The organism is Bacteroides sp. 11BF, assembly GCF_019633765.1.
Lineage (GTDB): Bacteria > Bacteroidota > Bacteroidia > Bacteroidales > Bacteroidaceae > Bacteroides > Bacteroides hominis.
The window spans coordinates 1-25,819 of record NZ_JAFKPJ010000030.1; the positions used below are offsets into that span (position 1 = coordinate 1).

The 25,819-nt window shown below is 43.7% G+C and carries 21 protein-coding genes and 1 pseudogene; 3 read left to right on the forward strand and 19 right to left on the reverse strand.

The features are described 5' to 3' along the window. From JZY04_RS19900 to tig, 12 genes and pseudogenes are all read right to left on the reverse strand, one after another. Positions 1-678, reverse strand: a 678-nt coding sequence (locus tag JZY04_RS19900; protein WP_220577446.1) for a 6-bladed beta-propeller, incomplete at its 3' end; no start/stop codon positions are given. Between the two features lie 372 nt (positions 679-1,050). Further along, positions 1,051-2,931: a DNA mismatch repair endonuclease MutL gene (mutL, locus tag JZY04_RS19905; protein ID WP_005811270.1), complete on the reverse strand. Its 1,881-nt coding sequence runs from the start codon at positions 2,929-2,931 to the stop codon at positions 1,051-1,053. Positions 2,932-2,966: 35 nt separating this feature from the next. Then, on the reverse strand, positions 2,967-3,263 hold the full coding sequence (locus JZY04_RS19910; RefSeq protein ID WP_005782322.1) for a hypothetical protein: 297 nt from the start codon (positions 3,261-3,263) through the stop codon (positions 2,967-2,969). Positions 3,264-3,265: 2 nt separating this feature from the next. Beyond that, positions 3,266-4,969, reverse strand: coding sequence for an OstA-like protein (locus JZY04_RS19915; protein ID WP_022012674.1), 1,704 nt, complete (start codon positions 4,967-4,969; stop codon positions 3,266-3,268). A gap of 12 nt (positions 4,970-4,981) precedes the next feature. Next, positions 4,982-6,386: pseudogene (locus JZY04_RS19920) on the reverse strand (peptidylprolyl isomerase). Between the two features lie 9 nt (positions 6,387-6,395). Beyond that, complete coding sequence (locus tag JZY04_RS19925) at positions 6,396-7,238, reverse strand: peptidylprolyl isomerase (protein WP_005811274.1); 843 nt, start codon at positions 7,236-7,238, stop codon at positions 6,396-6,398. A 56-nt stretch (positions 7,239-7,294) separates the two neighbouring features. Next, complete coding sequence (locus JZY04_RS19930) at positions 7,295-8,848, reverse strand: peptidylprolyl isomerase (RefSeq protein WP_122142959.1); 1,554 nt, start codon at positions 8,846-8,848, stop codon at positions 7,295-7,297. Between the two features lie 187 nt (positions 8,849-9,035). Continuing rightward, the gene (gene guaB / locus JZY04_RS19935; protein WP_005811276.1) at positions 9,036-10,511 is read right to left on the reverse strand and encodes an IMP dehydrogenase; all 1,476 of its coding nucleotides are present in this window, start codon (positions 10,509-10,511) and stop codon (positions 9,036-9,038) included. A gap of 87 nt (positions 10,512-10,598) precedes the next feature. Continuing rightward, positions 10,599-12,779 carry a DNA helicase RecQ gene (gene recQ, locus JZY04_RS19940; RefSeq protein WP_005811277.1) on the reverse strand — a complete coding sequence of 727 codons (2,181 nt, stop codon included), beginning with the start codon at positions 12,777-12,779 and terminating at the stop codon, positions 10,599-10,601. A 171-nt stretch (positions 12,780-12,950) separates the two neighbouring features. Further along, positions 12,951-14,198, reverse strand: a complete 1,248-nt coding sequence (gene clpX, locus JZY04_RS19945; RefSeq protein ID WP_005782309.1) for an ATP-dependent Clp protease ATP-binding subunit ClpX — start codon at positions 14,196-14,198, stop codon at positions 12,951-12,953. 2 nt (positions 14,199-14,200) lie between these two features. Continuing rightward, on the reverse strand, positions 14,201-14,863 hold the full coding sequence (gene clpP / locus JZY04_RS19950; RefSeq protein ID WP_005782306.1) for an ATP-dependent Clp endopeptidase proteolytic subunit ClpP: 663 nt from the start codon (positions 14,861-14,863) through the stop codon (positions 14,201-14,203). Between the two features lie 139 nt (positions 14,864-15,002). Next, entirely contained in the window at positions 15,003-16,358 is a 1,356-nt protein-coding gene (tig, locus tag JZY04_RS19955; RefSeq protein WP_005782303.1) for a trigger factor, read from the reverse strand. 1,239 nt (positions 16,359-17,597) lie between these two features. On the opposite strand from tig, the gene JZY04_RS19960 reads away from it, so the two are divergent. Further along, positions 17,598-17,843 carry an RNA-binding protein gene (locus JZY04_RS19960; RefSeq protein ID WP_005811280.1) on the forward strand — a complete coding sequence of 82 codons (246 nt, stop codon included), beginning with the start codon at positions 17,598-17,600 and terminating at the stop codon, positions 17,841-17,843. Positions 17,844-17,959: 116 nt separating this feature from the next. On the opposite strand, the gene lptB is transcribed toward JZY04_RS19960, so the two are convergent. Then, positions 17,960-18,721, reverse strand: coding sequence for an LPS export ABC transporter ATP-binding protein (gene lptB / locus JZY04_RS19965; protein WP_005782293.1), 762 nt, complete (start codon positions 18,719-18,721; stop codon positions 17,960-17,962). 75 nt (positions 18,722-18,796) lie between these two features. Between lptB and JZY04_RS19970 the strand changes: the two genes are divergently transcribed. Both JZY04_RS19970 and JZY04_RS19975 read left to right on the forward strand, forming a co-directional pair. Continuing rightward, positions 18,797-19,540 (forward strand): ABC transporter permease, encoded by a 744-nt coding sequence (locus tag JZY04_RS19970; RefSeq protein ID WP_005782292.1) that lies wholly within the window; start codon positions 18,797-18,799, stop codon positions 19,538-19,540. Further along, positions 19,537-20,307 (forward strand): ABC transporter ATP-binding protein, encoded by a 771-nt coding sequence (locus JZY04_RS19975; protein WP_005782291.1) that lies wholly within the window; start codon positions 19,537-19,539, stop codon positions 20,305-20,307. The genes JZY04_RS19970 and JZY04_RS19975 overlap by 4 nt, the downstream gene beginning before the upstream one ends. Before the next feature lie 232 nt (positions 20,308-20,539). Here the strand turns inward: JZY04_RS19975 and JZY04_RS19980 are convergent, their stop codons facing one another. The 6 genes from JZY04_RS19980 to JZY04_RS20005 form a co-directional block, all read right to left on the reverse strand. Continuing rightward, a complete protein-coding gene (locus tag JZY04_RS19980) occupies positions 20,540-21,187 on the reverse strand; it encodes a response regulator transcription factor (protein WP_122142956.1) in 648 nt (215 codons plus the stop codon). A gap of 176 nt (positions 21,188-21,363) precedes the next feature. Then, positions 21,364-22,677 carry a ribosome biogenesis GTPase Der gene (gene der / locus JZY04_RS19985; protein WP_005782289.1) on the reverse strand — a complete coding sequence of 438 codons (1,314 nt, stop codon included), beginning with the start codon at positions 22,675-22,677 and terminating at the stop codon, positions 21,364-21,366. A 52-nt stretch (positions 22,678-22,729) separates the two neighbouring features. Beyond that, positions 22,730-23,611 (reverse strand): GTPase Era, encoded by an 882-nt coding sequence (gene era / locus JZY04_RS19990; protein WP_005782288.1) that lies wholly within the window; start codon positions 23,609-23,611, stop codon positions 22,730-22,732. Between the two features lie 87 nt (positions 23,612-23,698). Next, the gene (locus tag JZY04_RS19995) at positions 23,699-24,703 is read right to left on the reverse strand and encodes a beta-ketoacyl-ACP synthase III (protein ID WP_005811282.1); all 1,005 of its coding nucleotides are present in this window, start codon (positions 24,701-24,703) and stop codon (positions 23,699-23,701) included. Between the two features lie 98 nt (positions 24,704-24,801). Continuing rightward, entirely contained in the window at positions 24,802-24,987 is a 186-nt protein-coding gene (gene rpmF, locus JZY04_RS20000; RefSeq protein ID WP_002562387.1) for a 50S ribosomal protein L32, read from the reverse strand. A gap of 13 nt (positions 24,988-25,000) precedes the next feature. Beyond that, positions 25,001-25,576, reverse strand: coding sequence for a DUF177 domain-containing protein (locus JZY04_RS20005; RefSeq protein ID WP_005782286.1), 576 nt, complete (start codon positions 25,574-25,576; stop codon positions 25,001-25,003). Positions 25,577-25,819: the final 243 nt, after the last annotated feature.

The following is a 25,819-nucleotide window of genomic DNA, read 5'->3' on the forward strand; positions in this document are numbered from 1 at the left end:
TAAACCGTAATGATTTACAGGAATCCGATGCACGATATCACCCTCCCTATTTTGCACCCAGCACACATTCTTACTAATTGCAAAGTTCGAGTTCACATTAGCAGAAAAGGGTAAAGTAACCACAACTACGTTTTTTTTATCATAGTCCACCCATATCTGAGACTTATGTACTATTTCCCCGAAACGAATAACCTCATCCGGCAGATAATTCCCCTTTAAATCATAGACAAGCACCTTGTCGGTTCTTCCCGGACCCAAATAAATACGGTTTTCTTTCTCATCCACCAACCATGAAAATAAATATAAATACTCTCCCGGACCTTGACCTACTCCGCCAATATCAGCCACATATCGTCCCTTGCGCGTAAATAGCTTAACAGGAGATACAACGTCAGCAGGTCGCAACAAGATATAATTATCCGTCACATATACACCATATGGATAGGTTTTAATAAGCGCCTCATCCCTATTGTCCAATCTAATGATTTCGTATGATTCCATTAAATCACCCAAAGACATCACTGTCCCTTTTGTCTTCTCTATTATACGCAAATCAACAGAACGAAAGGCGGAATCTTCTATTATATCCCTCTCTTTGGGTACAGATAAAGAGCAGGAAGCAAACATTGCAACCGAAAAAAGAAAGAGAAACGGATAAAAAAAATATCTTGCCTTCATATAAAATAGATTTTAGTTTAAAACAAAAACATACTGTTCTAAAAAGCATGCTGAAATATACGAACTATTCGTAGAGTGTTATTCTTTTAGGAACATGTTTATTAACACTATTAACAAGATTTTCAGGTGATGAATAGGGTGCGAACAGGTTCTTAACTTCCCGGATGTACGAAGTTAATATCCTCCCTGTACGAAGTTAACTTTAACACAATGTTAAAGTTAACTTCGTACAGGGAGGATACTAATAGAGTATTCTACTGGTTATTAACCTATTAGAAAGGAGATGCGATAAACAGATATAAATCTGTCGATCGTGTGAGATAGAGTGGAACTGACATAATACTTACTCTGATAAGTACAGAAGAATGATGATCACCGGAAAAGTTTATCGATCTCTTCTTCTTTTATGGTAGTCAATACCACACGACCATCCGGCGTATAGTTGGGCGAAGGACAGGCAAACAGATTATCGACCAAACTGACCATCTCTTCATTACTCAGCACCTGCCCATAGACAATGGCAGCCGCGCGGGCAAGGGTCAACGCAAGGATATCCTGAATTTCTTCTTTAACATCGTTGCCTTTCTCCATAGCGGTATGCAACATGCTGCGCACCAAATCGACCGGATTCAGTCCGTCGATGCCTGAAGGTACTCCGTTAATGGCATAACTGCCTCCACCAAGATCGCTGAGATCGAAACCTACCGCAGATAAATCGTCCATAATGTCTTGCAATACGGCTGCCTCAGAAGCCGGAAGTTGCAGGATTTCGGGGAAGAGAACGCCTTGTGAGAAACCTTGTTTCTGCTGAATCTGGGCACGATACCGGTCAAAGAGCACCCGAACATGGGCCCGGTGCTGATCGATCAGCATCAATCCGGACTTTACAGAAGTAAGAATGAAACGTCCCTTGAACTGCAAGTGCTGGGTCCCCTTCTCCATTATGGCCGACTCACCGGCATAAAGAGTTGCAGGAGCGGCTGTAACAATACTTTCCTCTTCAATTACCGCAAATTCTTCCGGTTCGGGATCGGGTTCGGCGAAAGGCTGATTCATCTTACTGGCTTTCTCAAGACCACCGTACAAATCTTCCCAGTCCACTTTCGGACGGGAGTAATTGCCACCGCCGGAAGAGGGCACCGAAGGTTTGAATGGATTGAAATCGGAATTGAAATGCACCTTAGGAGGCTCAGGAGGCAAGTTCTGTTCAAAAGCAGGGATATCGGGCATGTCTTCCGTATCGAAATCGATAGAAGGGACGGCATTGAACTTGCCCAATGACTCTTTTACCGAGGCAGAAAGAATCTGCCAGATAGCCTGTTCGTTCTCAAATTTGATCTCTGTTTTGGTAGGATGGATATTGACATCGATGTTGGCAGGATCGACTTCAAAATAGATGAAATAAGAAATCTGTTCGCCTGCGGGAATCAACTGTTCGTAAGCATCCATCACCGCTTTATGGAAGTAAGGATGACGCATGTAACGGCCATTCACAAAGAAATACTGATGGGCACCTTTCTTACGGGCTGTTTCGGGCTTGGCCACATAGCCTGAAACCTTCACCATCGTAGTGTTCACTTCCACACTGAGCAATTGCTGATTGAGCTTCTTGCCAAAAATAGAAAGAATACGTTGCCGCAAATGGCAGGCGGGAAGATTGAACAGTTCGGAGTCATTGCTATACAGTGAGAAAGCAACCTCAGGATGTACCAGGGCAATACGTTCAAATTCGGCCAGAATATTACTCAACTCGGTAGAGTTGGCCTTCAGGAACTTACGCCGGGCAGGAATATTGAAAAAAAGGTTCTTAATGGAAAAGTTGCTTCCTTTGGGACAAGACACTGCTTCCTGACTCTCCACTTTGGAGCCCGCAATGATAATCCTGGTCCCTAACTCTTCGGATTCGGGACGAGTCTTCAGCTCTACCTGAGCAACGGCGGCAATGGAAGCCAGCGCTTCACCACGAAAGCCCATCGTGCGAAGGGCAAACAGATCGGATGCCTCGCGGATCTTTGAGGTGGCATGCCGCTCGAAAGAGAGGCGTGCATCGGTTTCGGACATTCCCTTACCGTCATCAATCACCTGTATACAGGTCTTGCCTGCATCGGTAACCAATACATGAATATTTTGTGCCTCAGCATCGATGGCGTTCTCGACTAACTCTTTGATGACAGATGCCGGACGTTGTATCACCTCTCCGGCAGCTATCTGGTTGGCAACCGAATCGGGTAATAAATGAATGATATCGCTCATAATAGATTTAGCTTTGACTGATTAATTTATAGGACTTAAAAAGACCAGCTACCGGTCTGCAAATAATGCCATAGAAAAATAAGCAGGGCAATGATAGCCAGAATGACCCCCAAATGAGCAGGCTTACGCCCACTCTCCTTACGACGCTTCAGATGTGTGGTGCCTTCGATGAACTTTCCGCGAATATCTTCCGGAGAAAATTCTTTTTCGGGTAACATTCCCAAATCACGCTTGGCATCTTCTTCCATTTTCGTCAATTTTTCTTTCCGCTCGTCCACATAGATATATTGATGATTGAATCCACGCGGCTTTCGTACATTGAACATTCCCATAGCTATTTCATATTAATTATTTCACGTTTAGGACCACTGATGACCTTGCGCTCAGTTTTACGTAAAGCCTCACCTGCCTTTTTCCCTCTCCAGTTGAAAATGTCTTCCTTATTCAAGGGACGGACATAATCAAACCAACTGAAAGTGGGCAATTTCATTTTGTCGGGTGGAATCTGATCCATTGGATAAAGTGTTCCATTCGATTTGGGACTCATGACCATTTTCTGCATTTTCCGGTCTTTGAGATACATATTCAACAGACTGGTTTCGGAGGTGTTCATACCAATCATAGTGCTATCTTGCTCCTGAGGATAATATACTACAAGGACATTCCCTATCACATCTATTTTGCGTGCCTCACCCTCGGCAAAGTATGCCTTGATCTCTTTTCCTGAGATCTGATTAAAATGAATGGAGTCTTTCTGTTCCACCGTGAGCGCCTGATTGATGATATGAGCCCAATCAATCGTACTGTCGTTCATATATACCTTAACCTCTTCTCCCAGCAGTTGTTGCCCTTCGTTCCAAATAATAGGATCGCGATACATGGTGAGGCAAGAGTCTTTCGTATTAAAGACCAAAGAATCGCAAACGCCTTGCAGATCAGTGCTGTACATACGTACCTTATGAAAAGCGCGCATCTCACGGAAAAGGGAGTCGGTGTCGAGATTATAGCTATTCATCAGTAACGTATCGGCATGCATAAAGAGGCTGTCACCCCGTGAATAATCCACGGCAACAGCTCGCTTGGTGGCAAGAGCATTCTGCTTCAACTCGTCATAATAACAATAATCACCGGTAAGCATGTTCTTATTGACAGTGTCGTTCATCTGGACATTATCGAACGCCTCACCATAACCCGCTTTACGGTCATAGAAAAGGCTGTCACCGGTCAACTTCTTACCTTCATTGGTCAAAACCGAACGGTCGAGCAGTTCGGCTTGTCCGGAAACGGTATTGTAAATGCCCCGCTCGGAATAGATATGGTTCTGATCGCTGACAATATTGGAGGGTCCCAGAATGGTGGCAATCTTAGTATTCGTACTATACTTCAAGGTGTCGGAAGTAAGCACGAAACGGGGATTCACGAGCTTGACATCATGGTTGAAAACAGAAAGTTTAGTGGCAGGACTGTACTCACCCCAGTCGGAAGTCAACACATTTTCTTCATCCATCAATGTACCCCCATCAAAATAGTAACCCAAATTGTACAGACGGTCATAATTCAGGCTGTCTGTCAACAGGGTAGTATTCCGGTTGATCATTTTCACATTCTCGCGCAGTTGCGCTATCTGAGTCATGCCGTCATAAAACAAATAGTCACCATAGATGAAAAGAGTATCTCCCTGCTCCATACGCACATTGCTGAATGCTTCGAATGAATTCGTTTTTTCGTAAATCAGAGCACTGTCACAATACATATACATGCTGTCGTGACGCAACTTAACCGAACCAATCAGCACCTGAACATCAGGACGCGCCAGTTTATCGGCTTGCCCCCGATCGGCATGGAGCAAATCGACACGGGTCTTTTTATTTCCCGTTGGCTTTTCCGGTTCAGCCTTCTTCTCCTGTTGTGGCTTCTTGTCATGCTGCGGTTTCTTGTCCTGGGCCACCAGAAAACATACGGCAAGCAGGCATAGAATACCCGCTAAGAGAAATCTATGCCTGCCGTGGAATTTATGTTCTTTGTTTAATCTAAACATATCAAATCAGGATCAGTCTTTTTTAATCCAGCCCGGATATTTAAAGTCACAACGCTGCCATGCCGGATTAATACGCACATACGTATGTTTTTGTTTTTCAACAATCCATTTTTGCAACGCCTCTTCACGACGTTTGTCGAGCACAATTTCTTTCAGGTTCTGGTAGTCATCGGTGATAGTGGCCTTGTGTCCATTGATGCGTGCCTTCAGCTTAACAATAGCACAAACTTCCTTACCATCTTTGGGGTTGACCATAGTGAAGGCTTTGGAGATCTCACCGATATTCATCTTATCTACCACTTTAGCTATCTCCTGCGGCAAATCCTGCATCTCGAATTTAGCAGTCTGATTCATCGGATTCTGCATCAGACCGTGATTGTTGCGTGTGTCTTTATCCTGAGACAAAGCAGCGGCTGCCTGATCGAATGTGAACTTATCGCTACGAATATCGTTGGCTATGGAGTCAAGACGTGCATTGGCTTCATTCAACTCCTTATCCGATACTTTGGGCTTCAACAGGATATGACGGGTATTGATACGGTCGCCACGTTTCTCGATCAACTGGATGATATGGAAACCATACTCGGACTCTACGATCTTAGATATCTTCTTGGTGTCCTGCAAGTTGAAAGCGACATTAGCGTATTCGGGCACCATCTGGCCTTTACCCATAAAACCGGTTTCACCACCTTTGATGGCAGAACCGCGGTCCTCGGAATACAACAGGGCAAGCGTAGAAAAATCACTTTCGCCCTTATTGATACGGTCGGTATATTCACGCAAGCGTCTTTTCACATCCTCTATTTCAGAGATGGGCACTTTAGGTTGCTGTGTGATGATCTGCACCTCTACCTGAGTAGGGACATAAGGGATACTGTCCTGAGGAAGATCCTTAAAGTAGCGGCGCACTTCGGCCGGAGTCACTTTGATATCACCTACCAGCTTCTGCTGCATTCTCTGTACAATCAATCCGTCACGGGCATNGCATTCTCTGTACAATCAATCCGTCACGGGCATTCTCGCGCATGGCTTCGCGGATCTGCGTAGAAGTCTTGTTAAACTCAGCTTCCATCCTTTCTCTGCTACCCAAAGCCTGAATATAGTTATTGATCTGATAATCGACACGCTGTATCACTTCCGATTCAGGAACTTCGATACTATCGAGCACAGCCTGGTGCATATAAAGTTTCTGTACCGCCAACTCTTCGGGAATCACACAATAAGGATCACCATCAAACTTACGCCCCTCATACAAAGCGGCCAGTCGTGCTTCTTCCACATCGGACTTCAGGATGGCTTCGTCACCAACGACCCAAACCACTTCGTCAATCACATTGTCCTGCGCATAGGATGCCACGTTAGCAACCAGTGCCAGGGCAAACATAACAACAAATTTAAAGTTCACAAACTTCTTCATTCTGTGTATTTAATAATTTATAATCTTCTTTCTTTTTACTGCACGTTCGTACAAGTCGTCCTTTACTTGTTTCATAAAATCAACCCGCTTGATATTGACAAGCATATCTTTAACTTTCGGTTGGGCAAACTCGTAAGGTTCCTGTTCGCCTGCCACACGAAAATCGCTGATATTCAGAAAATAGTAGAATGCCGTATCTTTCAGTTCGATATGACGGTTCTTATCCATATAGGCTTCCGGGGATTCCGCTTTCAACGGGATCATATCAAGTACATCGGCTACCCGCACCCATTTATCATAAAAATACTCATACTTCACAGCATTCTGCAAACTATACTTCTCCAAATGCTCAACGGCATCCTGAGTTTCCGTCTTATACCACTTACGGACATTTCCCAATTGGGGAGCAGTAAGGGGAACCTTGATAAACAGACCTTTCATCAACGGACGGTCCAGTTTAAACAGTTCTTTGTTCTTTTCGTAATAGTCTGCTATTTCCTGTTCGGGGATCTCGCCCGACAATTTCTGGCTGATTAGTTCTTGTTGATAAGTATGCATGATCAATGCTTTCCGGTAATTTGCGACCAACTTATCGATTTCGCCGTTGTCGGGAATATTGCTTTGCGCCTGGTTAAACAACAAAACATCTTCAACCCAGCTACGAATGTAGTGCTCGGCGAAAAGAAGACTGTCATCTTTCGACAAACCGGCGGGGAACACGGCCTGAAGGTCCTCTTTGTACAAAAAGTTTCCATCGACCTCTACCAAAGGAGTCTGTCCTTTGTGATCATGCTTGTCAGTACACGACACACAGAAAAGGAGAGAGATTAGCAGAAGGCCCGTTTTTCGCATTGTCAACTGAATTATACTTAATTTAAGGTACGAAGATAATACAATAATTCGTTGCTTCAGTGATTATTAACCGTTTTTAAAACCTCTTGGTTAATTTCAACCTTAGCAGAAGCCCTGAGACGCTCTGCCCAAAGTGCATCCAGATGATTCTGATAATCTTCGATCAAACGGGAAACAATCTCTTTGTAGGACTCCGGACCTTTCTTTTTCTCACCCAAAACAACGGTAAAAGGATAGGACTTTAATGGTTCGAAGTCTCCTTTTTTAAACACTAACTTATCGACAAAAACATTGTCACCTTCGGCAAAGGTCCCTTGTTCTATACGGATGACAGCCGGTGAAGCAGAGGTATTAAATGTCAGGCGAATGGCATCTTTCCACTCTTCTTCCGGAAGTTTTTTCAGAAATTTACGGGCGCTCTTCAGCGTTTTCTTATGGGTTCCGTGCAACACCGCACCTCTGTAGCGGGGTGAATCCCAGTTGTAATCGGTCCGGTGCTCCTTGAAGAAGTTCTTCAGTGCAACAGAATCTGCCAGGCTGACCTGATGGGTTTCCCGGCGGGTAATAGCGGCCAACAGCAAATGATCACGATGTTCTTGCAGTGTCCTGCGGAACTCAGGATGTTTCTGCTCAAGGCGACTGTTCTCATAATCGAGAATTGATTTTACCACAAAAGCATCCAACTGCCTCTTTGTCCCCATGGGATGGGCAGCGGCAAACCGTTCAAAGTCATTCCCTGTAAAGTTTTTACCGTCCAGCGTAAAAAGAGTACGGGAGGTCTTGCCTTGAGAAAGCAACTCTTCCATCGCCGCTTTGTCCGGAGTATACCGATAGCTCTCCTTCAGTTTGTTTACCCGAATTTCGGTTCCTTTATCCGCACCCGGACGATGGGACAGTTTACGGATTAGTCTGTCCCGTATCTGTTCAAATGGAGGGAGTTCGCGTCTGCCCGTCACTTTAACGATATGAAGTCCTTTAGGAGTAAAAAACGGCTGGGAATATTCGCCATCCTTCAAAGAGAAAGCGACCTCCTCAAATTCCTGTGGTGTCTGCAACCAACTGATCCAGGATTCTGCCTTATCATCAGAATATTGGTCTACCAGAGTCTTGAAATCGGTATCGGGATTTGTCTTCAATACATTGTAAAGAGAGTCCATTAAAGCCTGCGCCTCCCGCAAATGATGGGGCAGGGCCGTCTGGGGAAGATAACGGAAAATATGCATAACCCGGACCTCGCCGGCTATGGAGCGGCTCTTCATCTGATCGTAAAGCTTTCTGGCACAGGCTTCCTCTGCAGACGAATCTGTAAGATAGGATTTAGATAATGAACGATGGTAGTTGTCCATCTCCGCACGAAAGGCAGAGAGAGTATCCAACCCGGCTCTCTGTGCCGCATGCAGTTTCAACTTCTTATCGACAAAGAGATCAACACAAACCTTCAAGGCTTCTTTCCCGGATACTCCCGAAGGCTTATTCCGATGATAGAAAGACTCAAACTCCGAGCGGGAAATGTCTTGTCCATTGATCCGCATCAACACAGGATCTTGCCGGGCATAGCCGGCAATAAACCCAAACAAACAGGTCAGTGCACCAACCAGCATCTTCTTCATACCATTCTACGTTGAGATATTCATATCGGAATAAAATAAATCGAGTTCACTACAAAGGACACGGATTAACACAGATTGATAATTTATCTCATTGATATTGAAGATTAAAAAGTTCTGTGTTAATCCGTGTAATCTGTGGTGGAACAGCAACCAGACGGCAACGGCCAAACGCCCGATAAACAGGCTGTTATTCCGGACGACTGTAATTAGGCGATTCGCTTGTAATCGTCACATCGTGCGGATGGCTTTCCATTACTCCGGCATTGGTGATGCGAGTAAACTTGGCATCATGCAGTTTCTCGATATCAGGAGCACCGCAATATCCCATACCGGCACGCAAACCACCGGTCAGCTGATAAATCACTTCATATAAAGTTCCTTTATAAGGCACACGGGCAGCAATGCCTTCCGGAACCAACTTCTTCACATCCATCTCGCCACTTTGGAAATAGCGGTCTTTCGAACCATTTTCCATCGCTTCGAGAGAACCCATACCACGGTATGACTTAAACTTACGTCCATTGAAGATAATCGTCTCGCCCGGACTTTCTTCTGTACCGGCAACCAATGAACCGATCATCACACAGTATCCTCCGGCAGCCAGAGCTTTCACCACATCACCCGAATAGCGGAGTCCGCCATCGGCAATCAAAGGGATACCTGTACCTTTCAAGGCTTTGGCTACATCATAAACAGCCGAAAGTTGCGGTACGCCTACACCGGCAACCACACGTGTCGTACAAATGGAACCCGGGCCGATACCTACTTTTACACCGTCAGCCCCGGCTTCCACCAAGGCCTTGGCTGCATCGCCCGTAGCAATGTTACCAACCACAATATCAATATTGGGATAACGTTTTTTCGCTTCGCGCAAGGTGTCGATCACTCCCTTTGAGTGTCCGTGAGCCGTATCGATCACGATGGCATCCGCACCGGCATCCACCAACGCCTGCATACGGTCGAAAGTGTCGGCAGTCACACCTACACCGGCAGCTACACGCAGACGGCCTTTCGAATCTTTGCAAGCCATAGGTTTATCTTTGGCTTTTGTAATATCTTTGTAAGTAACCAGCCCGATCAGTTTTCCTTCTTTATCGACTACCGGCAGTTTCTCAATCTTATGGTGTTGCAGAATTTGCGCAGCTGCTTCCAGATCGGTAGACTGATTAGTGGTAACCAGATTTTCTTTTGTCATCACCTCGTCGATACGTTTATCCATGTTACGTTCGAAACGAAGGTCACGATTCGTTACAATACCAACCAAATATCTATTGTCATCCACTACCGGAATGCCGCCGATCTTGTATTCGGACATCAGGGCGAGAGCATCACGTACGGTAGACCCTTGCTTAATAGTGACAGGATCGTAAATCATACCGTTTTCAGCACGCTTCACAGTAGCCACCTGCTTAGCCTGTTCCTTAATGGACATATTCTTATGGATCACGCCAATTCCCCCTTCGCGCGCAATGGCAATGGCCATCTTGGCTTCGGTAACTGTGTCCATGGCGGCAGTTACAAACGGAATCTTTAACTCAATGTTTTTTGAAAACTTTGTCGAGAGATCGACAGTGCGTGGTAAAACTTCAGAATAAGCGGGGATCAACAATACGTCGTCATAAGTTAATCCATCCATTACAATCTTATCGGCAATAAATGACATAGGGCTATGCGTTTAAAAATTATTGCGTGCAAATATACAGTTTTTATTCAAGACTGCATAAGTGCACGCAAGTTTTTTTTCGCTTTTTTAATTAGCCATTTCGGAGATAAACTTGATACGAACCAGACGGACTTCTTCTTCGGTAAATTCGTCCCCGAGTTCATCAAGAGCGTCGTCAATCTTATCTGTTGTCGACTCTTTGAAGTAATCGTAGATGTCGAGCATGTGATCTTCGTCCATGATCTCATCCAGGAAGTAGTCGATATTCAACTTAGTACCCGAATAAACGATCGCTTCCACTTCATCCAGCAATTCGCTGAACTCAATGCCCTTGGAAAGCGCGATATCATCCAGAGCCACTTTACGGTCGATGGCTTGAATAATGGCCACTTTCATCTTCGACTTGTTGGCGACAGTGCGTACCCGTAAGTCCTCCGGACGTTCAATCTCATTCTCTTCGCAATGTCTCTTAATCAGCTTGCAGAATTCTTCGCCGTAACGTTTGGCTTTTCCGGCACCTACGCCCGGGATATTCTGAAGTTCTTCGAGCGTCACAGGATAGATAGTAGCCATCGCTTCAAGAGAGGGATCCTGGAAAATCACGTAAGGAGGCACTTCCAGTTTCTTCGATAACTTTTTCCGGAGATCTTTCAGCATAGAATAAAGAACCGGATCGACTGCACACGAACCTCCACCTCTTGCCGGTGTTTCTTCTTCCACTTCTTCAAAGTCATTGTCCTCGGTAATCTTGAATGACTTGGGATGTTTGAGGAATTTCTTTCCTGCATCGGTCACTTTCAGCAAACCGTAGTTTTCTACATCCTTACTCAGATAACCGGCTATCAACGCCTGACGAATCACGGCATTCCAGGTTTTGTCTTCTTCTCCCATTCCTGATCCGAACACTTCCAGATCTTCATGTAAGTGTGCCTGAACTTCAGACGTTTCGCGTCCCTGCAGGACATCAATAATATAATCTGCCTTAAAATTTTCTTTTACCGCTATGATTGTTTCGATCACAGCACACAATAATTCTTGAGCCTCCACTTGTTTTTTAGGGTTTAAACAGTTGTCACAATTTCCACAATTTTCTTCCGTGTACTCTTCGCCGAAATAATGTAGTAATGTCTTACGGCGGCAAACGGAAGATTCAGCATACGCAGCAGTTTCCAACAGAAGCTGCTTGCCAATTTCTTGTTCTGCCACAGGTTTGCCTTGCATGAACTTCTCGAGTTTCTGCAAGTCTTTGTTTGTATAAAAGGTAATGCACTGGCCTTCTCCACCGTCTCTTCCGGCGCGGCCTGTTTCCTGGTAATACCCCTCCAGGCTCTTTGGTATATCATAGTGGATGACGTATCGCACATCGGGCTTATCAATTCCCATTCCAAATGCGATAGTAGCTACAATTACGTCGATCTTTTCCATCAGGAAATTGTCCTGATTCTGCGTTCGCGTTGCCGAATCCATACCTGCATGATAAGCACGGGCATTGATCCCGTTGGCTTGAAGTATCTCAGCAAGCTCTTCTACCTTCTTCCGGCTCAGGCAATAAATGATGCCCGATTTTTCCGGATTGTTCTTGATGAACTTTATGATGTCCTTATCTACATTCTGAGTTTTAGGACGTACCTCGTAATACAGATTCGGACGGTTGAACGAAGACTTGAAGACGTGTGCATCCACCATTCCCAAGTTCTTCTGAATATCGTGCTGCACCTTCGGCGTGGCCGTTGCGGTCAGCGCAATAAGAGGTGCTTTTCCTATTTCATTAATAATCGGACGTATCCTGCGATATTCCGGGCGGAAGTCGTGTCCCCATTCGGAAATACAATGTGCTTCGTCGACAGCATAGAATGAAATCTTTACTGAACGCAGAAACTCCACATTCTCTTCTTTCGTCAACGACTCGGGAGCAACGTATAACAGTTTTGTTTTTCCGGCAAGAATGTCAGACCTCACCTGATCAATCGCACCCTTGTTCAAAGAAGAATTAATGAAATGAGCCACACCGTCTTCTTCACTGAAGTTGCGCATCGCATCTACCTGATTCTTCATCAGCGCGATCAGCGGAGAAATCACAATGGCCGTACCTTCCATTAATAAAGAAGGCAACTGATAGCACAGAGATTTTCCACCGCCGGTAGGCATCAGCACAAAGGTATCATTACCATCAAGCAAATTCTGGATGATCGGCTCCTGGTTCCCCTTGAAATTATCAAATCCGAAATACTTTTTCAGTTGGTCTGTCAAATTAATCTTCCCTGCCATCTTAATATAGGTTGTTTTATTCAGTTCATGGTTTAACTTAAAAACACTCGCTTTGCTTGGAAAGCGCTCTAACAAAGTTATAAACAACTTCTTAAATATCAAGCATAATCAGACTAATATTTTTCAAGAAAAAACGGAACTCACCTCCATTATTGCCCTTACCTTTTGATTTTAAGCAGTTTGCAATCTCGCAAGATTTGCTTTTTCGAGCTGATGCTTCGCATAATCCAGTGTCACTTCATATTCTTTCTGGTTTTCAGAAGGAATCTCGAACATGACATCCATCATAATTGTCTCCACGATAGAGCGCAATCCGCGGGCACCCAGTTTATACTCCACTGCCTTGTCGACGATATATTCGAAGACTTCGGGCTGGAAGGTCAACTGCACACCATCCATTTCGAACAACTTGATGTATTGTTTGATAATGGAATTCTTGGGTTCGGTCAGAATGGCACGAAGTGCATTCCGGTCGAGCGGGTTCAGATAGGTCAGCACCGGCAAACGGCCGATAATCTCCGGAATCAGTCCGAATGACTTCAAATCCTGCGGTGCGATGTATTGCATCATGTTGTTTTTGTCGATAGTAGCCGTCTTACGGGAAGCATTGTATCCTACGACATGGGTGTTGAGACGCTGGGCAATCTTTTTCTCGATGCCGTCAAACGCTCCTCCACAGATGAAAAGGATGTTTTTCGTGTTTACGGGAATCATCTTCTGGTCGGGATGCTTACGTCCTCCCTGAGGCGGGACGTTGACCACAGAGCCTTCGAGCAGTTTAAGCAATCCCTGCTGTACGCCTTCACCGCTGACATCACGCGTGATGGAGGGGTTGTCTCCCTTACGGGCAATCTTGTCTATCTCGTCGATGAAGACAATGCCTTGTTCTGCCTCGGGCACATTGTAATCGGCCACCTGAAGCAGACGGGTGAGGATACTCTCGATATCTTCGCCTACATAACCGGCTTCGGTCAACACAGTCGCATCCACTATCGTAAAGGGTACATGCAACAGTTTGGCTATGGTACGCGCCAAAAGGGTTTTACCGGTTCCGGTGCTGCCCACCATAATGATGTTCGACTTTTCAATCTCCACATCATCACCGCTGTCTTTCTGCAACAGACGTTTGTAGTGGTTATATACCGATACGGCAAGAAAACGTTTGGCATCGTCCTGACCAATCACGTACTGGTCGAGGAAATTCTTTATTTCTACCGGTTTGGGTAGTTCCTTTAAATTGAGTCGGGTAGCTCCCGCGCTCTGTTTGCCGGCTCCCATGGCTTCCTGAGTAATCTCATAAGCCTGGGTCGCACAGCTGTCGCAAATGTAGCCGTTCATCCCTGTAATCAGGAATCCGACTTCATTCTCCGAACGGCCGCAAAAGCTACACCTTTTTTTATTATTCTTTGATTCAGCCATGTTTATTTCTTAATCAACACTTCGTCAATCATACCATATTCTTTTGCTTCCTGGGCGGTCATCCAGTAATCACGGTCCGAATCGGCCCATACCTTGTCAAAAGAAGTACCCGAATGATCGGCAATAATGGTATAAAGTTCTTTCTTTAATTTTTGTATTTCGCGGGCAGTGATTTCAATATCCGAGGCTTGTCCCTGCGCGCCACCCATCGGCTGATGAATCATCACACGTGAGTGAGGCAGCGCCGAACGTTTGCCTTTGGCACCGGCCACCAACAGTACAGAAGCCATAGAAGCTGCCATACCGGTACAGATTGTAGCCACATCACTCGAGATGAACTGCATCGTATCATAAATACCCAGCCCGGCATAAACCGATCCGCCCGGAGAGTTGATATAGATTGAGATATCTTTACCCGGATCTACCGAATCAAGATACAGCAACTGTGCTTGCAGCGTATTGGCCGTATAGTCATCAATCTGTGTACCGAGGAAGATAATGCGGTCCATCATCAGACGTGAGAACACGTCGAGCTGAGTGACGTTAAGTTGTCTTTCTTCCAGAATATAGGGATTCAAATACCCGGCTTGCGATTTAATCACATCGTCCAGCACCATTGCATTCATACCTAAATGCTTGGTTGCGTATTTTCTAAAATCATCCATTGTTTTACGTTCCTTTCTATTATTAATAATGTAACTGCAAAGAAACAAAAAAGAACACAGAGACACAAAAAAACACAGAGTTATAATTCTATAAAAACTCTGTGTTTCTGTGACTTTATGTCCTGTTCAAAAGAAGAGCTTATTCAAACATCTTATTGAATTCTTCCATTGAAACGGTTTTGTTCTCCAATGTAACCTTGCCTTTCAGTGCAGCGGCCAATTTGGTTTCTACTACGCGGTTCACCAAACCGTCGATGCTTTCTTTCTTTTTCAGCATCTCTTTTGCGTAGTTTTCGAGGATATCATCGGGTATAGTCAGCATACCGTATTGAGCAAACTGAGCTTTTGTAGCTTCTTTCGCCATGTTGATCACGTCGTCCTGCTCTACCTTGATATCATTTTCTTTCACCAACTGCTCCTTAATCAGGTGCCATGTCAGTTCTTCGATGCTCTTATCGTAGTTTTCGTTTACGAATTCTTCGCCTTTGTCTTTGTTGTTCATCAACATAACGCGTTTCAGCAGTGCATCCGGGAATTCCAGCTTACCTACTTTGTCTGCCAATACCTTGCGGACATCGATCAGGAATTTATAATCGCTATCGGCAACGAACTGGGCTGCGATGCTTTCTTTTACTTTAGCACGGAATTCTTCTTCTGTCTTCACTGCGTCTTTGCCGAATACCTGATCGAAGAGTTCCTGATTCAGTTCACCGTTTACGAAACGGGTCACTTCTTCTACCTGGAAGCTGAAGTTGGATTTTACTTCGGCAGCAGCTTCTTTGTCGATCTTCAGCAGTGATGCGATTTCAACAGCATTGCCTTCGTAAGCAGCATCCGGATTGAATACCAGTACGTCGTTTACTTTAGCGTTTGCGAAGATAGCCTTCTGCTCGTCGTTCTTCATGTACGAAGGCATCATTACAGCACCTTCTACCTGAATACCGCCTTCTTTCGTGTTGCCTTCTTCATCAAGTTCGGCCAACAGACCTTTCAGCATATCGTTTTCTTCGTATGCCTCTACCTGTTCGTATTTTCCGTTACGTTGAGTATAAGCTTTAATCTGGTTTTCTACCATTTCGTCAGTTACCTCGATTGTATAGTAGTCTACCTTGTCCTGGCTGCTAACCTCAGCTTTGAACTCCGGAGCTAAAGCGATATCGAATACAAATTCAAATTCTTCCATTGTATCGAAATCGATATCCGGCTGCTTTTCTTCGTTAGGCATCGGTTCGCCAAGGATGTTTACGTTATTCTCCTTAATGTATTCGTATACTTTCTCAGAAAGCAATTTGTTCACCTCGTCGGCAATGACTGACTTACCATACATCTTCTTCACCAAGCTCATAGGAACCATGCCCGGACGGAATCCCGGAACCTGAGCTTTCTGACGGATGTTCTTCAACGATTTGTCTACCTGAGGCTGGTAGTCAGCTTTTTCAAGCTTCACGGTAAGCAATGCGCTTACTTTGTCAATGTTTTGTAATGAAACGTTCATTCTGACAATTATTTATTTGATTTATACTTTATTCTATACTCAAACGAGGGTGCAAAATTAGTGCTAATCTTTCAAATTTCAAAAAACATTGCAGAATTATTTCATTTGCAGAGAATCGCCATTTCGGACGAAAGCAGCCGGACATACGGCAGAAAAGACATTAATCCGTTTTCAAAAGAACCCGTTTTACTTTTTATTAACCAAAAAAGAAGAAAACAAAAAGACAGGTCCGGACGGAAAAGTCCGGAACAGAGGCCGGCAAAGCAGTGAAGTTCAACACAACCGGATGTGGATAAGGAGGTCGGAAACCGGTTCATTGCTAACGGAGTGCTACCACAAATATCAATTATAGCAACAATCGGAGATTATACTGTCAAAAGGATCAAAAATCCTTCTTTCCGCTGACTCGGCTTTTCGTTTCTCCGCTCCATCCGGAGGAAATAGAGCTCCGGAAGGTGGCTTTTTGCCTCCCAAAGCCTGACTCTTCCGGAAACAAAACCTGTGTTTTACTGAAAAGCAAGCTTCTTTTTGCGGAAAAGACGGGTACATTTGCCCCGAAAGACGTTAGCATTTCCGGAAAACGCTTACTTCTTTTCCGGATTTCTTTAAATGTTTTCCCCAATTGCATATATTGTTCCGGAAAAAGAAGCTTCCGAACTCTTTTTTCACTCTGGTTGCTCTCCGCGAAACGACGCGGCCGGACTATCGGAAGAACAAGCATTTGACATAAAAAAGTACATGATGCATCAAGAGGATATGTTTCTCTTTCAGTCTGTCCAGAAACCGGTCATCGGGTAAACAAAAAGATAATGGCTAAACTGGCTGGAAGACGTTTTTTCTGACTTAGACGAATGGTCCTCCGAAATAAACAAATATGAGAGGATACGATTGTCATTTTGACAAAATGCTATCAAACTTCCGCCACCTTCACCGTAACGCCGGGAAGTCAGTATCTTCTTTACAACTTATGTTTTCCAACTTCATCCTAAGATCTCTCCAATCCGTTAAATTTCATAGGTTTCGCACACAAAAAAAGAGAAAAAGTTATTGCAATTCCGGATTTTATGTGTTTCTTTGTTGCGGAAAGATGATCGATTAGTTTCTCGATTTCGATTACAAGGTTTTTACTCCCGTCGACAAGACGCTTTTGTAAACTCTCTGTTTCTTTAATCTTTTTATTATTAAATCATCTTCCGGAGAGTTTTTTATTTCATTTATTTTATTTTTATCATTTTCATTATGAACATTTATGTTGGAAACCTTAACTACCGTGTTAAGGAAGCAGATCTGCAACAAGTTATGGAAGACTACGGAAAAGTAACTTCTTGTAAAGTAATCATCGATCGCGAAACAGGCAGATCAAAAGGTTTTGGTTTCGTAGAAATGGATGACGATGCAGCTGCAACAAAAGCTATCGCAGAATTAAACGGAGCGGAATACGAAGGCCGTACTATGGTACTCAAAGAAGCCAGACCGAGAGATTGACGATAGGAGAAAGAATTAAAAAGAAACCTTTTACCAGAAGAACCGGTAAAAGGTTTTTTTTATGTATTCTATGTTCAAACGGCTCCCCCGATACACACGAGAACGGAAACAGCAGACTAATCTTTCAACTGGAAGTCTTTGCGGCGCAAAACGAAACTGTTACTCAGATATTTCTCACGCACAATCTTATTCTCAGCCAACTCCTCAGGAGTACCCTGAAACAGAATTTTTCCTTCGAACAGCAGATAGGCACGATCGGTAATACTCAATGTTTCCTGTACGTTATGGTCGGTAATCAGGATACCGATGTTTTTATCTTTCAACTTCCATACAATCTGCTGGATATCTTCTACGGCAATCGGGTCTACCCCGGCAAAGGGTTCATCGAGCATGATGAATTTGGGGTCGATAGCCAGACAACGCGCGATCTCCGTACGGCGGCGCTCACCACCCGACAACTGGGTACCTTTATTCTTCCGCACTTTCTGCAAACGAAACTCGGCAATCAAACTTTCGAGCTTATCTTTCTGATAATCGAGAGGTTTATTAGTCATCTCAAGCACGGAAGCAATGTTGTCCTCCACCGTCATCTGGCGGAAAACCGAAGCCTCCTGAGCCAGATATCCGATACCGGTCTGGGCACGTTTATAAACAGGATATTTCGTTATTTCAAGATCGTCCAGGAAAATACGGCCTTCATTCGGGGTAATCAATCCTACGGTCATGTAGAACGAAGTGGTCTTACCGGCACCATTCGGTCCCAGCAAACCTACAATCTCACCCTGCTTCACATTGATGGAAACATGGCTCACTACCGTACGCTTACCGTACTTTTTCACCAAGTCTTCGGTACGAAGCACCATCTTGCTTTCTTCCATATCCTTTGTTATTTTGCGGCAAATGTAGCAAAAATAAGCCGAAAAAACGTACATTTGCAAACAAATATACGAGTTATGATTAAAGCATTAAGAACCGTCGGCAGATACATGATGCTTATGGGACGGACTTTTTCACGTCCCGAGCGCATGCGTATGTTCTTCCGGCAATATATCAAAGAGATAGAGCAACTGGGGGTAAACTCTATCGGCATCGTGCTGTTGATTTCATTCTTCATCGGCGCGGTGATTACCATCCAGATTAAACTAAACATCGAAAGCCCATGGATGCCCCGCTGGACGGTGGGATACGTCACTCGTGAGATTCTTTTGCTTGAGTTCTCCTCCTCCATCATGTGTCTGATCCTGGCCGGTAAAGTGGGATCGAACATCGCTTCCGAACTGGGTACAATGCGTGTGACACAGCAGATTGATGCACTCGAAATCATGGGAGTGAATTCCGCCAACTATCTGATATTACCCAAAATCACGGCAATGGTTACCATGATTCCTATTCTGGTGACCTTCAGCATCTTTGCAGGTATCATCGGAGCATTCGCCACCTGCTGGTTCGGCGGTATTATGACGGCTACCGACCTTGAATACGGACTCCAGTATATGTTTGTAGAATGGTTTGTGTGGTGCGGCATCATCAAGTCACTGTTTTTTGCCTTTATCATTGCCAGTGTATCCTCTTTTTTCGGCTATACCGTAGAGGGCGGCTCGATAGAAGTGGGAAAGGCATCTACCGATTCGGTGGTTTCCAGCAGCGTACTGATTTTGTTTGCCGACCTGGTATTAACTAAACTTTTAATGGGATGATCGAAGTAAAAGGACTCTATAAATCATTCGAAGGTAAAACGGTATTGCATAATATAGATGCCTCTTTCGAAAACGGAAAAACCAGCCTGATTATCGGTCAGAGCGGTTCGGGTAAGACGGTATTGATGAAGTGCATCGTCGGATTGCTGACACCGGAAAAGGGTGAAGTACTCTATGACGGACGCAACTTTCTGGCAATGGGTAAAAAAGAAAAGAAACATTTGCGACGCGAAATGGGAATGATTTTCCAAAGCGCGGCTTTGTTCGACTCCATGTCCGTTTTGGATAACGTAATGTTCCCGCTCAACATGTTCGGTACCGATACATTGCGCGAACAAACCAAACGGGCCATGTTCTGCCTCGATCGGGTCAACCTGACAGAAGCTAAAGATAAATTTCCCGGCGAAATCAGTGGCGGTATGCAGAAACGTGTAGCTATCGCACGGGCCATTGCGCTGAACCCGCAGTATCTCTTCTGCGATGAACCGAACTCAGGACTCGACCCGAAAACCTCTTTGGTAATAGACGACCTGATTCACGATATTACCCGGGAGTACAATATGACCACCATTATCAATACTCACGACATGAACTCGGTAATGGGTATTGGCGAAAAGATTATCTATATTTATCAGGGAACCAAAGAGTGGGAAGGTACGAAAGACGACATCTTCACTTCGACCAACGAGCAGCTGAACAATTTCATTTTCGCTTCCGACCTGCTGCGTAAAGTAAAGGATGTAGAAATACAAAACCTCGAAGGCTGATCTTCTCAACAGATTGAAATAGAAGGGCTCATGAATCATCGCAACTCATGAGCCCACTTTTTGTTATAAAAAAACCAGTTAATAGAATCGACATATATCATCACGACATATTGACTGTCCCAAAGTTCTCAATAAAACTTAAAAAGAGAATAATTCCAATTACACATCAAAGATAACAAAAAAAATGCAGCAAAACATCACCGAAAACCGTGACAAATTGAAATAAATAGAATCATCCAATCTCTATCCATCCTTTTGCCATAGCTTTCACTACCATATCGATAGCGTTCTTTGCACAAAACTTTTGTATTAGCCTTTTGCGAAATGTTTCGACAGTATTTTCTGATATCTTCAATTCAGCCGCAACTTCATGCGTATTACATCCCCTCGCGACAGCTTTCAGTACATCAAGCTCACGCTTTGTGGGTATATCTTTAGGATGAATTTGTACAGGACTGAGGCTTAACCTCTGACGAATGGACTTAAACCGCGGACATGCATAAGAATCACCTGCAAGCACGCTCTTCACGGCATTTCCTATTTCCATAGCTTCGGATGATTTAAGGATCACAGCATTCACTTTCTGACGAATCAAACGGTTGATAATCCAGATTTCTTCATGCATAGTACTAATAACAATACGTGCACTCTCATTAATCTCACGAATCATATCAACCAAATCGAATCCTGATATATCGGGGAGGCTTACATCCAAAACATAGATGTCGTAGTCTCTCTCCCCAATCAATTCGGCAGCTCTCGTTCCCGAAGTCACCGCATCGGCAACTTTAACCCCCGGCACTAACTCAAGCATGCGTTGCATCCCTTCAAGAATCAGTGCATGATCGTCAACCAATAGTATTTCTGCCTTCGTTTCCATGTAGCCTCTGTCTGTATTTATGGTTTGTTTCTTTTTGCTCTGTACAAATATAAATAAAAAGAGTTATATAAGAAACAAAAAGAATCAATTATTTCAAAAATGATGGGCAAAAAGAAAGCCGGAATTATGATAGTCCGGCTTTTACATTTATATATCAATACTATTCGACACAAAAATCACTTCTGTCTGATATAAATGTTGATAGGCGTTCCACTCAGATCCCACTTTTCACGCATCTTGTTCTCCAGGAATCTTCTATAAGGCTCTTTCACGTACTGTGGAAGATTAGCAAAGAAGACAAACGAGGGTACCTGCGTATTAGGCAGCTGAGTAACGTACTTAATCTTGATATATTTTCCCTTAGTCGCAGGAGGCGGATAAGCTTCGATCAACGGAAGCATCTCTTCGTTCAGGCGAGCTGTCGGAATTTTAATCATACGGTTCTCGTAAACTTTACGTGCCTCTTCAAGCACCTTGAGAATTCTCTGTTTTGTCAATGCCGATGCAAACACAATAGGGAAATCAACAAAAGGAGCAAAACGTGAACGAATGGCTTCCTCAAAAGTCTTCATTACTTTATCAGTCTTGTTTTCTACAAGATCCCACTTATTCACGACTACCACTAACCCTTTTGAGTTTTTCTGAATCAACGAGAATATATTCAAATCCTGGCTTTCTATACCACGGGTCGCATCCACCATCAGGATACATACATCGGCCCCCTCTATGGCACGAATAGAACGGACAACCGAATAATATTCGAGATCCTCGTTTACCTTATTCTTTTTACGAATACCGGCTGTATCTACCAGATAGAAATCGAAGCCAAACTTATTGTAACGAGTGTAAATAGAATCGCGGGTTGTTCCGGCTATTTCCGTAACAATATTGCGTTCTTCCCCGATAAAAGCATTCACAATAGACGATTTACCGGCATTAGGACGTCCCACCACAGCGAAACGAGGGATGTCTTCATCCAGAATCTCATCGGATTCTTTCTTGAATTTACTAACAATCAAGTCCATCAGATCTCCTGTACCACTACCACTAATCGCAGAGATACAATAAGGATCGCCCAATCCCAACCGATAAAACTCAGGAGCATTATATCGCAGCTCATGATTATCCGTCTTATTGGCCACCATGATGACCGGACTTTTGGCACGGCGTAATATGGCAGCTACCTGCATATCCAAATCTGTCACTCCATTTGTCACATCCACCACAAACAGAATCACATCCGCTTCATCCACTGCCATCAATACCTGCTTGCGGATTTCCTCTTCGAATATATCGTCAGAGTTTACTACCCATCCACCGGTATCAACAACAGAAAACTCTCGCCCTAACCATTCGGATTTACCATACTGCCTATCACGGGTAGTACCCGCTTCATCGTTCACAATTGCCTGACGGGTTTTCGTCAAACGATTAAATAAGGTAGACTTGCCCACATTGGGTCGTCCTACGATTGCAACTAAATTTCCCATAGTTTACACACTTTATTTTTGCGACTATCACAGTCGTATGAATTTTCTTTTTTTAATCTAACTGATAACCAAAATTCCGCAATTCCTTGTCAGAGCTGCGCCAATCTTTGTCTACTTTCACATAGGTTTCCAGAAAAACAGTTTTTCCGAAAAAACGTTCCAGATCCCGCCGTGCCTCTGTAGCAACTTTCTTCAGGGCTTTACCCTGTTTTCCTATAATAATGCCTTTCTGAGAATCACGCTCTACATAAATCACGGCATGAATGTGTATCTTCTTCGCATCTTCTTTGAATTGCTCTACCACCACCTCTACCGAGTACGGAATCTCTTTATCATAGTACAACAGGATCTTCTCACGGATAATCTCGTTGACAAAGAAACGGGCCGGCTTATCAGTCCACTGGTCCTTATCAAAATAAGGAGGTGAGTCAGGCAAAAGTTCTTTGATCCGCTTCATCACATAGTCCACATTGAACTTTGTAGCTGCCGAAATCGGAATAATCTCAGCTTGTGGAAGCAACTCTTTCCAGTCTTCCACCAGCTTCACCAACTTTTCCTGGTCAGTCAAGTCAATCTTGTTAATCAACAACAAAACCGGAGCAGTCTGCTGACGCACTTTCTGAATAAATTCATTATTCTTATCAGGAGTTTCAATCACGTCTGTCACATAAAGCAAGACATCTGCATCCGCTAATGCTGAAGTCGAAAAGTTCAGCATAGATTCCTGCAACTTATAATTAGGTTTCAGCACCCCCGGAGTATCCGAAAAAACAATCTGCATATCATCCGTATTATAGATACCCATAATCCGGTGACGAGTAGTCTGCGCCTTAAACGTAGCAATTGAAATACGTTCGCCTACCAACACATTCATCAGTGTCGACTTACCCACATTGGGATTTCCTACTATATTCACAAAACCAGCTTTATGCATCGCCTTCCATTTATTGATTTAGACAAAAAAACGCATCGAATCGAAATAAGATGCGTTTTATGTGATTTATATTAGCAACTTTCGTTACTATTCTTTTTTCCCGTCGTAACCCCATTTCACATACACGGCACCCCAAGTAAATCCGGCACCAAACGCAGTGAAAATAATGTTATCGCCTTTCTTAAGTTTCTCTTCAAAATCCCAGATACACAATGGCAGCGTACCCGCACTCGTATTACCGTAATGCTGAATATCCACCAGAACTTTCTCCATCGGAACTTCCATGCGATGAGCTACCGCTTCGATGATGCGCATATTGGCTTGATGGGGAACAATCCAGTCAATGTTATCTTTTGTCAGCCCGTTCTTTTCTGCTATAGCTGCACTGACATCAGACATATTAGAGACAGCGTACTTGAACACAGTTCTACCTTCCTGATGAATATAATGCATTTTATTGTCAACCGTGAAATAAGAAGGAGGACAAACCGAACCACCCGCTTTCATGTGGAGGAAAGGCAATCCCTTACCATCAGTTCTCAATATAGCATCCATAATTCCCAAGTCTTCCGTGGTCGGTTCAAGCATAAAAGCTGCCGCTCCATCACCGAAGATAGGGCATGTTGCACGTTCTGTGTAATCCACCATTGATGACATTTTATCGGCACCAACAATGATTACTTTTTTATATCGTCCCGAACGAATAAAATTGGCAGCTGTTTCCATCAGATACAAGAATCCGCTACAAGCAGCCTGTAGATCGAAAGCAAAAGCATTTTTTAGTCCGAGTTTATCACAAAGAATAGAAGCTGTTGAGGGGAAATGATAGTCAGGAGTAGTAGTTGCAACGATAACTAAATCAATGTCATCAGGATTTGAACCCGTTTTTTTCATCAACTGTTTAGCTGCCTTACGGGCCATATACGAAGTACCTAATCCCTCTTCGTTCAGTATTCGTCTTTCTTTTACTCCGATACGAGTCATAATCCACTCGTCATTGGTATCCACCATCTTAGATATCTCGTCGTTTGTCAAGACATAATCAGGTACATATCCTCCGACTCCTGTGATTACTGCATTTATTTTTTCCATCAATTCTGTTTTAATTTAGCAATACATCTAATACTTAAAGCAGCCGGAGAGCATTGCTCTCTGGCTGTTTGATAAGTATAAGCTTATTCAGACTGCAATTATACAGCAGCTTCTTTTTCAATTGCCAGCTTACCTCTGTAGTATCCGCAAGCGCCGCATACTGTGTGGTAAACATGCCATTCACCGCAGTTCGGGCAAATAGCCAATGTAGGAGCTACTGCTTTATCATGAGTTCTTCTCTTTGCAGTTCTTGTTTTTGATTGTCTTCTCTTAGGATGTGCCATTTTCTTTTAAACTTTAATTATTATCTAATATTTTTTTTAATTCATTCCAGCGCGGATCAATCTGTTCCTCCGCTTCATCTTCCACAACGATATCCTCACCAGCGCCAAAAGATTCTTCTGCATCGTCATCACCACTTGTTCTAAGATGCTTGTTCAGCTTACTGGTCACAGCTTTATTGCATTTACCGGGAGCATGCACATGCTTCATCGGGATAGCCAAAGCTATAAACTCGTACATAAACCAAGCTACATTGATCTCCCCTTCTTCCTCAGGGATCACAATCAGATTATCTCCCTCTTCAGCATATTCACGGCCAAATTTTACCATCAACTTATCTGAGGAAGTAACCGGCTGCTCCATCTCATCCAAACAACGGTCACATGGTACCCATACGATACCTTCTGTCTGGAAGCTCAATTCAAAAGCACGAGAGGTCTTTTTAACCGTCAACTCTACGTTGACTTTACCTTTCTGAACTTCAGGGCCATCAATATGAGCGAAAAAAAGATTGTCAAGTAGAAACTCATACTTACATGAGTCTGCTTGCATTCCTTTCAAATCAATTTTGTATTTATCAAACTTTCCCAAAGCTTCTTTTTTTTAATCGTTGCAAAGGTACAAAAAAAGCCCAAACGTTATGTACTACTTAACTAATTTTCATCTGAATCTTAAGTAGGTAGACATAATTCGGGCGACAAAGATACGAATAATAATCCTCATAACATATAAATTATCAGTAAATATTCGTATTTTAAGTAGTATTTTATTTATAAACGAGTGCATCAGTTCGGTTGTTATCCTCCCTCCTTCTTTTCCTACGTCTATAAACAA

What these genes read in the sequence shown, in the direction of transcription:
- mutL (WP_005811270.1), bottom strand. Translation starts at nt 2,931, where the DNA reads ATGAGCGATATCATTCATTTATTACCCGATTCGGTTGCCAACCAGATA.
- JZY04_RS19910 (WP_005782322.1), bottom strand. Translation starts at nt 3,263, where the DNA reads ATGGGAATGTTCAATGTACGAAAGCCGCGTGGATTCAATCATCAATAT.
- JZY04_RS19915 (WP_022012674.1), bottom strand. Translation starts at nt 4,969, where the DNA reads ATGTTTAGATTAAACAAAGAACATAAATTCCACGGCAGGCATAGATTT.
- JZY04_RS19925 (WP_005811274.1), bottom strand. Translation starts at nt 7,238, where the DNA reads ATGCGAAAAACGGGCCTTCTGCTAATCTCTCTCCTTTTCTGTGTGTCG.
- JZY04_RS19930 (WP_122142959.1), bottom strand. Translation starts at nt 8,848, where the DNA reads ATGAAGAAGATGCTGGTTGGTGCACTGACCTGTTTGTTTGGGTTTATT.
- guaB (WP_005811276.1), bottom strand. Translation starts at nt 10,511, where the DNA reads ATGTCATTTATTGCCGATAAGATTGTAATGGATGGATTAACTTATGAC.
- recQ (WP_005811277.1), bottom strand. Translation starts at nt 12,779, where the DNA reads ATGGCAGGGAAGATTAATTTGACAGACCAACTGAAAAAGTATTTCGGA.
- clpX (WP_005782309.1), bottom strand. Translation starts at nt 14,198, where the DNA reads ATGGCTGAATCAAAGAATAATAAAAAAAGGTGTAGCTTTTGCGGCCGT.
- clpP (WP_005782306.1), bottom strand. Translation starts at nt 14,863, where the DNA reads ATGGATGATTTTAGAAAATACGCAACCAAGCATTTAGGTATGAATGCA.
- tig (WP_005782303.1), bottom strand. Translation starts at nt 16,358, where the DNA reads ATGAACGTTTCATTACAAAACATTGACAAAGTAAGCGCATTGCTTACC.
- JZY04_RS19960 (WP_005811280.1), top strand. Translation starts at nt 17,598, where the DNA reads ATGAACATTTATGTTGGAAACCTTAACTACCGTGTTAAGGAAGCAGAT.
- lptB (WP_005782293.1), bottom strand. Translation starts at nt 18,721, where the DNA reads ATGGAAGAAAGCAAGATGGTGCTTCGTACCGAAGACTTGGTGAAAAAG.
- JZY04_RS19970 (WP_005782292.1), top strand. Translation starts at nt 18,797, where the DNA reads ATGATTAAAGCATTAAGAACCGTCGGCAGATACATGATGCTTATGGGA.
- JZY04_RS19975 (WP_005782291.1), top strand. Translation starts at nt 19,537, where the DNA reads ATGATCGAAGTAAAAGGACTCTATAAATCATTCGAAGGTAAAACGGTA.
- JZY04_RS19980 (WP_122142956.1), bottom strand. Translation starts at nt 21,187, where the DNA reads ATGGAAACGAAGGCAGAAATACTATTGGTTGACGATCATGCACTGATT.
- der (WP_005782289.1), bottom strand. Translation starts at nt 22,677, where the DNA reads ATGGGAAATTTAGTTGCAATCGTAGGACGACCCAATGTGGGCAAGTCT.
- era (WP_005782288.1), bottom strand. Translation starts at nt 23,611, where the DNA reads ATGCATAAAGCTGGTTTTGTGAATATAGTAGGAAATCCCAATGTGGGT.
- JZY04_RS19995 (WP_005811282.1), bottom strand. Translation starts at nt 24,703, where the DNA reads ATGGAAAAAATAAATGCAGTAATCACAGGAGTCGGAGGATATGTACCT.
- rpmF (WP_002562387.1), bottom strand. Translation starts at nt 24,987, where the DNA reads ATGGCACATCCTAAGAGAAGACAATCAAAAACAAGAACTGCAAAGAGA.